This window comes from Psychrobacter sp. ENNN9_III, from assembly GCF_001462175.1.
In the GTDB taxonomy this organism is placed as follows: Bacteria; Pseudomonadota; Gammaproteobacteria; order Pseudomonadales; family Moraxellaceae; genus Psychrobacter.
In genome coordinates, this window is record NZ_LNUO01000185.1 from 1 (window position 1) to 10,146 (window position 10,146).

General features: G+C 41.8%; 8 protein-coding genes. 2 read left to right on the plus strand and 6 right to left on the minus strand.

Translation table 11 applies throughout. The annotated features are described in order from the left end of the window. Nucleotides 1-51: 51 nt before the first annotated feature. From PENNN9_RS11440 to PENNN9_RS11465, 6 genes are all read right to left on the minus strand, one after another. Complete coding sequence (locus PENNN9_RS11440) at nt 52-1,425, minus strand: NAD-dependent succinate-semialdehyde dehydrogenase (protein ID WP_058369800.1); 1,374 nt, start codon at nt 1,423-1,425, stop codon at nt 52-54. Nucleotides 1,426-1,596: 171 nt separating this feature from the next. After that, nucleotides 1,597-2,700 carry an agmatine deiminase gene (gene aguA, locus PENNN9_RS11445; RefSeq protein ID WP_058369801.1) on the minus strand — a complete coding sequence of 368 codons (1,104 nt, stop codon included), beginning with the start codon at nt 2,698-2,700 and terminating at the stop codon, nt 1,597-1,599. Between the two features lie 82 nt (nt 2,701-2,782). Next, nucleotides 2,783-3,655 carry an N-carbamoylputrescine amidase gene (aguB, locus tag PENNN9_RS11450; protein WP_197409104.1) on the minus strand — a complete coding sequence of 291 codons (873 nt, stop codon included), beginning with the start codon at nt 3,653-3,655 and terminating at the stop codon, nt 2,783-2,785. Nucleotides 3,656-3,790: 135 nt separating this feature from the next. After that, nucleotides 3,791-5,284, minus strand: a complete 1,494-nt coding sequence (locus PENNN9_RS11455; protein ID WP_058369803.1) for a Na+/H+ antiporter NhaC family protein — start codon at nt 5,282-5,284, stop codon at nt 3,791-3,793. A gap of 190 nt (nt 5,285-5,474) precedes the next feature. Further along, nucleotides 5,475-6,845, minus strand: coding sequence for an NAD(P)/FAD-dependent oxidoreductase (locus tag PENNN9_RS11460; protein ID WP_256713905.1), 1,371 nt, complete (start codon nt 6,843-6,845; stop codon nt 5,475-5,477). A gap of 1 nt (nt 6,846) precedes the next feature. Continuing rightward, nucleotides 6,847-8,190, minus strand: a complete 1,344-nt coding sequence (locus tag PENNN9_RS11465; RefSeq protein WP_058369804.1) for a glutamine synthetase family protein — start codon at nt 8,188-8,190, stop codon at nt 6,847-6,849. A gap of 482 nt (nt 8,191-8,672) precedes the next feature. On the opposite strand from PENNN9_RS11465, the gene PENNN9_RS11470 reads away from it, so the two are divergent. Together PENNN9_RS11470 and PENNN9_RS11475 are read left to right on the plus strand one after the other, a co-directional pair. Beyond that, nucleotides 8,673-9,413 (plus strand): gamma-glutamyl-gamma-aminobutyrate hydrolase family protein, encoded by a 741-nt coding sequence (locus PENNN9_RS11470; protein ID WP_058369805.1) that lies wholly within the window; start codon nt 8,673-8,675, stop codon nt 9,411-9,413. Continuing rightward, nucleotides 9,388-10,044: a cupin domain-containing protein gene (locus PENNN9_RS11475; RefSeq protein ID WP_227511813.1), complete on the plus strand. Its 657-nt coding sequence runs from the start codon at nt 9,388-9,390 to the stop codon at nt 10,042-10,044. Before PENNN9_RS11470 ends, PENNN9_RS11475 begins: the two co-directional genes overlap by 26 nt. Nucleotides 10,045-10,146 lie beyond the last annotated feature (102 nt).

The window sequence follows — 10,146 nt, forward strand, 5'->3', positions numbered from 1 at the left end:
CCTAACATCAAATGTTAAATTTTTTGTTTGTATAAACAATGACTCTATTAATTACGATTTATCACGAATCAACTTATAGTTTAAAAACTCAGTGATACCAAGGGTGCCAAGCTCACGACCAAACCCTGAGCGTTTGACACCGCCAAATGGGGTGTTGGCTTCAGAGCCAGACGGTGAATTAATCGTTACCATACCCACTTCTAGTTGTTCAGCGATCTGTGCTGCTAAAGCCGAATCTTGGGTCTGAATGGACGCGCCAAGACCAAACGGAACATCATTGGCAATTTTAATAGCATGAGCGATATCACGAGCTTTATAGATGACCGCGACAGGACCAAATAGCTCCTCGCGATAAACATCCATCGAATCATCAACGTCTGTCAGTACAGCAGGGGCGAACCAAGCGCCAGGCTTGTCTTTCACCATACCACCCTCAACGAGCACGGTTGCGCCCGCTTTAATAGCACTGTCCAACTGCTCTTGTAAATTCTCTGCTGCACTTTTCGATGACATTGGTCCAATAAAAGTCTTTTCATGGTGCGGATCCGCTAGGCTCATTCCACGTACAGCATCGGTAAAGCCTTTGACAAATTGATCGTATACGCTATCGACAATGATTAAGCGCTTAGCGGCATTACAAGCCTGTCCAGTATTACCAAAGCGACCTTCGATTGCACCTTTAATAGCTTGTTCGATATCAGCGTCTGCTGCGACAATAAAGGCATCAGAACCACCAAGCTCTAATACAACCTTTTTGAGGGCACCGCCCGCTATTTTTGCAACCGCTTGTCCTGCGCGCTCAGAGCCTGTTAATGAGACACCTTGTACTCTACTATCTTCGATAATAGTCGCAGCTTGCTCATTGGTAGCAAACACATTGTTATACACGCCATCAGGTAAGCCTGCATCTTTTAAGATATCAACAATGACTTCTGCGGTATTGGGGCACTGAGGCGCATGCTTTAAGATAATGGTATTGCCTGCCATTACGTTTGGCGCGACAAAACGTGCTACCTGATAATGCGGGTAATTCCACGGCATAATGCCAAGCAATGCACCAACTGGCAACTTTTCTACGGACGCTGAACCTTGGTCAACATCGATCGTATTTGGTGCCAATAGCTGCTCAGCATTGTCTGCATAGTAGCGATAAATCTCAGCAACTAAACCAATCTCACCTTTTGCTTGCCCAACAGGTTTACCCATCTCGTTTGCAACGATACGTGCCAGCTCATCTTTACGATCAATGTAAATGTCAGCGACTTTATTTAATATCGCACTACGTTCGCTAAGAGACGTTTTTTGCCAATCTTGATAAGCGTTGTCTGCTTGCTCAATAGCGTGCTGAATATCTTGCTCAGTCGCCGTCGGGTAAGTGGCTTCAATTTCGCCAGTCGCAGGGTTGCTCACTTGATAATCGCTCATAAATATTCCTTTGGTTAAAATCCATTTTAGTTAATATTTAAACAATTTACGTTTAAGATAGTATTTCTATAAAGTTTGTAAGTGTTTTTATAAACGGTAAAGCTTATTACAGTAAAATACTAAATCGTATGAATAGCTAAAAATTTCAGCAAATTTACTGTTATCTGAGTATTATTGCTTCGTGGCGGGTTGCTGCTGGGTAATACAATGAATGTTACCGCCCCCAAAAACAACTTCTTTTGTCTTTACTCCCACTACTTGATGATGAGGGAATACTTTTTCAAGCTGTGCAATGGCTAAACTGTCGTTGATATCGTCATATTGCGGGACGATGATGGCCTCGTTGCAGATTAAAAAGTTGGCATAGGAGGCAATACATACATCACCTGTACGACGCGCTTTAGCATCATCAGACTGTACTATGTCATAGTTCTCAGGCAAAGTAACTGGCTTTTGGGTACAGCAAAGTTTATGAACTGTTAGACGTCTACCTTTAGCATCTGTCATGTTTGAGAGCTGTTCATAAGCTTTTTGAGTGGCCTTAAAAAATAGATGTTTAGGGTCATCAGTAAATAAGCAAACCACCTCACCAGGGCGTGCAAAACAAGCGATGTCGTCAATATGGCCTGTGGTTTCTTCAGGATCGATACCGTCATCAATCCATAGCACCTTTTGGGCATTCAGATAAGCTTTTAGCTTGTCCTCAATTTGAGACTCGCTAAGATGCGGATTACGTCCAGGACTGAGCAGACACATACGAGTGGTTAATACTGTACCTTCACCATCGACATGAAACGCGCCACCTTCCATCACAAAATTTTCGGTACGATAGCGTTTAATGTCTAAATAGTCGCATAGACGCGCTGCTAACTTATCATCATTATCCCAGGGTGCATAAAGGCCGTCGTAGTTGCCGCCCCAAGCATTAAAAGTCCAATCACAGCCGCGAACCTCTCCTGCATCATTAATCAAAAACGTCGGTACGATGTCGCGTGCCCACGCATCATTGCTTGGCATAGAGATGACTTCAATATCAGCTGGCAAACTATCACGACAAGCTTGGTAGTCATTAGGGTTGACTAAGACTGCAACTTTACAATAGGGCTTAATAGCCAACGCTACCGCTTTGTAAGCTGCTTTAGCAGGGGCAGCATTTTGACGCCAATTATCTTCTCGATAAGGCCAGACCATCCACACTTTTTGTAAGGGCTCAAACTCGGCTGGCATATAAAAACCGTCTTCTGACGGAGTTGAGTCTTGAATGAGTTCAGACATATGAGTCACCTTGTTAGCAGTAATCTTTTAAGAAACTATTTTGTGTGGCCTATATCAGTCACAGTTTGACATTATTTGCAGCTTAGCCATGAGTAAGTAAAGTGCCATACATAGAAGGACGACGATCACGGAAAACGCCCCACTCTTGACGTTCACGAGCAAGTTTGTCTAAGTCAAAAGTGGCGCTGATGATTTCATTTTTATCCGCTGATGCTTCTTGAGTAATCTCGCCTCGGCCATCAGTAATGAATGAGCCACCATAAAACGACATAACGCTATCAACGCCATTTTGCGTGACGGTCTCAGAGCCAATACGGTTAGACGCGACCACTGGCATCAGGTTGGCTGCTGCATGTCCTTGCATACAGCGCTGCCAATGCCCCTTTGATTCGATACCCAATGTTGGCTCATCACCAATAGCTGTTGGATAAAATAATATCTCAGCACCCATCAATGCCATACTACGCGCGCACTCTGGGAACCATTGATCCCAGCAAATACCGACCCCAATCTTGGCATATTTGGTTTGCCATACCTTAAAGCCAGTATCGCCTGGGGTAAAATAGAACTTTTCAGCGTAAGGGATACCATCTGGTATATGCGTCTTACGATAGGTTCCAAGTATTTCGCCATCAGCATCTATCACCGTGACACTATTAAAAAACGTATTGCCTGACTTTTCATAAAAGCTAATCGGTAAGACCACTTCTAGCTCTTTGGCCAATTTTTTGAAATGGTTGATAGCAGTATTATCTGTGACAGAGGTGGCAAGTTTAAAATAATCGAAGTCATGAACTTGGCAGAAGTAGGGCGTTTCAAACAATTCTTGCAGTAAAATAATGTTGGCACCGTCCTTAGCTGCTTTGGTAACTAGGTCAGTTGCAGTATCGATGTTTTGTTGTTTATCCCAACCACAAGCCATTTGTGTGGTAGCTACGGTTACAGTACGCATAATCTAATTCCTTTTATCTATTGGCGGATAAGTAAGGTCGGACAAAAAACCATTCTAAAGAGTCGCTAGTGGACAACTACCAGTTGGTAATTGCCCACATTATAATGGTTTGGTAATAACGCTACCGCTACGCTACATCTAAGCCATCATAAACCCTAAACCTAAGAAAGTTGCGACGGACAGTACAGCACCTAGCATGGCGTAAGGGAACTGTGTAAAGGCGTGCTGCATCGGTGAACAGCCAGCGCCTTGTGCTGCTAATAATGATGAATCACTAAAGAAACAAGCATGACTACCAAATGAAGAGGCAGATAATAAGGCACCAATCATAAGTGGCGTGCTAACCCCTAGAGCCATAGAGATTGGGAAAACAATTGGCATCGCTAAGACGTATAGACCCCAGCTTGACGACGTTGCAAATGTTAAGAAAGCCATGACTGCAAAAATGACAGCAGGGAAGATGATAACGGTCATATATGGAGTGATGGATTCAATAACATACATAGTCATCCCAAGCTCATCATTGATTGCTTTTAGGAAAAAGCCACCAATTACAGTTGAGAGTGGGTATAACATAACTTTAAAGCCTTTAAAGATAGCTTCAACTTGGGTCTCAAAGCTCAAAATTCCTTGTACCCAATATACAAGAACCGTCACAAAACACGTCAATAACGCGCCTCTTAATAAATCAATTTCAAAGTATATGGTTGAGACGATCAATAAGATCATAGGAAAAGCAAAGTTTAAGATATTGGCTTTAAATGATAGCTTACGTTTGGCTTTTACGTTTGAGATTAATTGCTCTTCTACAAAGGCTTCAGGGACAGGGTTACCAGCTTGTGCACGTTTCTCAGCCTTTTTCATTGGACCCCAGTTGCCAAATATACCAGTAGCAACTAAGAATACAATAAGAAGGGCAAACCAAGCATATGCCATATAAGGAATAGCACTGATATAAAGCCCTAAGCCAGCGCCGTCTCCTGCGACGTTATTTTCTTCCAACAAACCTGCAAAATAGACAGCCCAAGTAGAAATAGGAACAATCACACACATAGGCGCCGCTGTAGAGTCAACGATATAAGCCAGTTTCTCACGTGATACGCCATACGCATCTGTGAGTTTTTTGACAGAAGTCGATACGGCTAAACAGTTTAGATAGTCATCAATAAAGACTACAATACCCAAAGCAAAAGTAGCCAAAAGTGACTGTCTACGTGATTTGATGATCTTTTGTAGCCATTCACTAAAGCCATCTAGACAACCACTGATCTCGAGCAGTTGAATAAGCCCACCCATAAGACCACAAACCAAAACGATCCAGATAATCGTTTCATTACCTAAGACCATAGAGATATTGTCAGCGAAGGGGGAGACCAGATCAAAAGGATTGAGCATCACCAGGCCAGCGACACAGCCTGCTATCATTGATTCAAACGGACGTCTTGAAATAATGGCGGTGATTAGGACTAGTAGCGTTGGTAATAGTGATAATGCACCCCAAGATTCTGATGCATCTCGAGTACTTGAAAGCCAGACAAAAGCAAGGTAAATGGCTATACCCGCTACTACCGTTAAAAACACTCGTTTGTTATGAAACAGTCCTTCAACAGCATCATCGAACTTCATATTCATAGTTACACTCCTTGTAAAACCTCATTTTTTGTAGAACAGAATTTGCTCTATAACTCATTCTTGATAGCAGTTATGAACCAACTGGCTATTAAGCCCATCACAACACTCCCTTGTTGTGATGGTGTAATGTAACAACGATCCTCAAAAAATTTCAAAACTAAACTATTATCTATCAATTTATCCTATTGGTCTACATGCCAGTACGATCTTTTAGAGCATACCACCATGAACCCATCATCGAATAAGGTACTCTTAATGCACGGCCCCCTGGGAAAGGTATCCATGGTATTTTGGTAAAAGTATCAAACTCTGCAGTCTTGCCATTGATAGCATCTGCCAATATCTGTCCAAATAGATGCGAGCCTGTCACGCCATGACCACTATAGCCGTGCGCGAAAAATACGCGATCATGTAATTTGCCCAGCTGCGGCACACGAGAAAAGGACAAAGCAAAGTTGCCACTCCATGCGTAATCTATTTTAACATCGCGTAATTCTGGAAATATCTTGTTCATATTGGGTCTGATTTTAGCTGTAATATCAGATGGGTCTTGACCACCATAGACTGTACCACCACCGAATAACATACGTTTGTCAGCAGAAAGACGATAGTAATCAAGAATATAGCGTACATCTTCAACACAGACATCGGTTGGAAGCAGTTGATCTGCTAAATCACCCAAGGGTTCGGTAGCGATGATTTGCGTTGACACTGGCATAACGCGATCAGTCAATTTTGGAATGACTTTATTTAGATAAGCATTACCGCAAATTACAGCCTGTTTGCAAGTAACTGTGCCAAATTCGGTAATGATTTTGATAGAGTCATCAGAGTATTCAATATCGACGACCAACGTATTTTCATAAATGATACCGCCGCCTTGTTCAACAGCAACCGCTTCACCGAGTGCTAAATTTAACGGATGAAAGTGACCGCCTGAATGGTCAATGACGCCGCCCACATAAGCATCTGTTTTTATGTGTTCTTGAATGCCAGACTTGTCTAACATTTCTCGATCATGCATGCCATGGCTCTCCCACAGCGCATGCGTTTCTTGCAAGTCTCTTAGTTGTCCATTGTTTAGAGCTGCAAAGATGTTTTTCTCTTTTAAATCACAATCAATGTTGTAGTCAGCGACAAAACGACGAATGATTTTGCCACCGCGAGTCACTAGTTGACCGACGAAGTCTGCGTTTTTTTGACCATAAGATTTTTTGATCTTTTGTAGGCTGGCGTTAAGACCGTTGACGATCTGACCACCATTACGTCCTGAAGCCCCCCAGCCAATCTGTGCGCCTTCAAGGACGACGACTTCATGATCAGTCTCAATCAGATGTAGGGCAGTTGATAAGCCACTATAACCCCCGCCAACCACACAAACCTCCGTTTGAATGTCATTTTTTAGCGTTGGTCTGTCAGGTTTAGGATTACGACTGGCAGCGTAATAGCTATCAGGATATTGTCCTTTGTCTGAATAATGCGGGATATTGCGCTTGTTATTGGACGGCTTATTTTGCTGAGTGTTTTGATCCATAGGCGGTGTAGTATTGCTATTTGACATATTAGACATCCTGTAAATAGGTGAGGTATTCAAGGTTAGTAACTTGCTGAGCAAAGCGCTTGGCTTCTTGTTTTTTGACGGCGATCAACAGCTCGATCATCTCGCTTGGGAATAATGAGTCAATCAAATCACTACTTTCAAACTTACGAATGGCTGACAACCAATCTAAAGGCAAGGTTTTAAGCTCAGTATCGTCATAAGTAATACTGTTGATGGGTTCTGGGACTTCAAGCTTGTTTTCGATACCATATAGCATGCCTGCTAAGACAGCGCTACAGACCAGATATGGGTTGGCATCTGCACCAGATACACGATGCTCAATTCGGCGTGCTTTAGAGTCGCCACCTGGAATACGCACAGCTGCCGTACGGTTTTCATAACCCCATGAGATATTGTTTGGCGCAAGCGTACCTGGAGTGAACCTCCGATAAGAGTTGACATGAGGTGCGAATAGTATGGTGCAATCTGACATAGTTTTTAGCAGGCCAGCTACCGCATGACGTAACATATCTGATCCAGCTTCTGAGTCATCATCAAAGATATTGTTGCCATCTTTATCAAGCAGACTACAATGAACGTGAAAGCCGTTACCTGACTGTAAGCCAAAAGGCTTTGCCATAAATGTTGCGGTTAGTTTACGACGTGCAGCGACAGCTTTGACAACCTGTTTAAACAAAATAGCATCGTCTGCAGCTTTCAATGGATCATCCACATGTAATAAATTGATTTCAAATTGCCCACAACCATTCTCAGCTAGCGCTGCATCAACTGGAATATCAAGTTTTTTACATTGAGCATAGACTTCATCTAAAAACTCATCAAATTGTAATAAATCATTGATACTCAAAATTGACGTTTTATTCAGTCTTAAGCCACTTTTTGGACGAATAGGGGGTTTTGGGGTTTCACCTTCTGTGTAATCAAGCAAATAAAACTCAAGCTCCGTTGCCATGACCGGTGTCAAACCTAATGCTTTGAATTTTTTACTGATGTAGTCCAATACATGTCGAGCATCACCATAATATGGCTCATTGTCTTCGGTATAGAGCCAAACAGGTAGTAGTGAAGACGGTGCGCTGGTATTGATAAGCGGATAGGCAGCTCGTCCAGTTGGGCGGGCAATAGCATCGATATCTCCATTTGTTTGCGAGGATTCAATGACATCAGCGCCCCATATGTCGACGCCTAAGATTGACAACGGCAAACGGATACTGCCGTTCTGGGCTTTTTCCATTTGGTTAAAAGGGATGCGCTTACCACGAAGCAAACCATTAATATCACCTGCAGCCACATAGACATATTCGGTGTTGTTTGCAGATTCGACCATTCCATTGGTTGTCGTCATGTCTCTAATTCCTATTCATTTTAAAGATTTTTTGGGTTGTTGCTATTAAGTCTTTAATAGCTGTCGTGTATAACCTTCCTATGAAGGTCAACAAAGATTTCAAATAAAACAGTGATTATAAGTGGTGACAGAGATACAAGTTACCGTCTCGCTATAAGTGACTAGTAGGCACGTCTAATTGATTTTCATCAACAATATTAATAACTTAACGTTTCCCTGCATCACTCTTTATCAATATGTTTAATTTATAGAATGTGTCTTTTGTTTTACTGTTCCCCTCCAATATATGGTTGAAATTTATATATGTCAATTCTTATTTAAAACTATTAATAAGTAACTTATTATATTCATTATGATTAATTAATATCAACAATGAAGTTTATAGTTTACATTTTACGAGATAATATGTTAAATTTTAGCTCAATATAAGCTCATCTAATCTGAACTTTTATATTCAGATGTTACACTCAAGGAAGATTGACATGCATACTTACAAACCTGTTATCGCTATTGTTTCTTGTTATAAGATGGTTGATGGTCAGCCATCACAGTCGGTTTATCAAAAATATATCGATGCTGTGAACTTTTATGGTGGTAATCCTATATTGCTACCAAACACAGCTGCTGATAGTGCAAACTTCGACGCATTATTAGAAATTGTTGATGGTATTTTATTGACAGGCAGCTATAGTAACGTTGCACCAACCCGTTATGGCGCAACGCATCTTGAAGAAAAACAAGATTTAGGGCGTGATGATCTGAGTTTTAAGCTACTGGCTCATGCAGATGAGACAGGTACGCCCTTGTTAGCAGTTTGCCGTGGCCTACAAGAGATGAATGTTCATTTTGAGGGTACGCTACATCCAGACTGGCGCGAAGTGGAAGGGTTTTATGAGCCGCATCTAGAAGACAGTACCGCGCCTCTTGAGGTGCAGTATCAGCCTGTACACGACGTTTTAATTCAACCAGAAGGAAGGTTGGCGGAGTTTGGTAAAGAATGGCATGTCAACTCGTTACACAAGCAAGCTATCGATAAAGTCGGAGAACGGTTACTTGTGGAAGCTTTAGCGCCTGATGGTTTAGTAGAAGCAATAAGCTTAGTACAACATCCTTTTATGATTGGTGTACAATGGCATCCTGAGTTAAATTATGCGCAAGATAACTTGTCCAAATTTTTGTTCACGGAATTCATTCAACATGCCAGCAAAAAACTCTCTAGATAATACTTCAGATAAAACCAATTTAGATGATAAAGTCGTCTCCGAAAAGGCTCAGACAGCCATCAAAGCGGATGAACAACCAGAAGAAGATATTGGTAAAAAAATCAATCAGCTGCGCCTTGCTAAAGGTTATTCACAGCGTAAGCTTGCAAGGCTTGCAGGACTGACCAATACCTCAATCAGCGCCATTGAGCGCAATAAAGTGAGTCCGGCCGTCAATACATTAAAAGCAATTTTAGCGGTGCTAGGCTCTGATTTGACGACTTTTTTTAGTGACGAGTGGAAAGAACCTAAAGCAAGAGTGGTAGTGACTCCCAAAGATTTAATTGAGCTTAGTGAACCAAATAGCAGAGTGTCGCTTAAACAGGTATACAATTGCAGCACAACAAAAAACTTAGGGTTTTTGATTGAGACTTATCAGCCCAACAGCTCAACGGAAGAAAAAATCGCTCATGAAGGAGAAGAGATTGGGACGGTCATCGAAGGCAAGATTCTTATTCGCATCGAGGAGACCACATACTTGCTCAATAAAGGGGACAGTTATGTGATTGATACCATGAAGCCGCATACCTTTATTAATCCTAGTGATACGGTGACTCATATAGTAAGTGCGCATACGCCAACGACTTATTAGATAGAACGATTATATAGAGTTGCTGCTATACTGAGGCGCGACGCTATTCGCTTTTATCTGTTATCTGTTATCTGTTATTTCTAATGGTTATTGTCCGTTTTG

Bases quoted from the DNA above. Each gene is read 5' to 3' on its own strand.
- PENNN9_RS11440 (WP_058369800.1), bottom strand. From the start codon at position 1,425: ATGAGCGATTATCAAGTGAGCAACCCTGCGACTGGCGAAATTGAAGCC.
- aguA (WP_058369801.1), bottom strand. From the start codon at position 2,700: ATGTCTGAACTCATTCAAGACTCAACTCCGTCAGAAGACGGTTTTTAT.
- PENNN9_RS11455 (WP_058369803.1), bottom strand. From the start codon at position 5,284: ATGAATATGAAGTTCGATGATGCTGTTGAAGGACTGTTTCATAACAAA.
- PENNN9_RS11460 (WP_256713905.1), bottom strand. From the start codon at position 6,845: ATGTCAAATAGCAATACTACACCGCCTATGGATCAAAACACTCAGCAA.
- PENNN9_RS11465 (WP_058369804.1), bottom strand. From the start codon at position 8,190: ATGACGACAACCAATGGAATGGTCGAATCTGCAAACAACACCGAATAT.
- PENNN9_RS11470 (WP_058369805.1), top strand. From the start codon at position 8,673: ATGCATACTTACAAACCTGTTATCGCTATTGTTTCTTGTTATAAGATG.
- PENNN9_RS11475 (WP_227511813.1), top strand. From the start codon at position 9,388: ATGCCAGCAAAAAACTCTCTAGATAATACTTCAGATAAAACCAATTTA.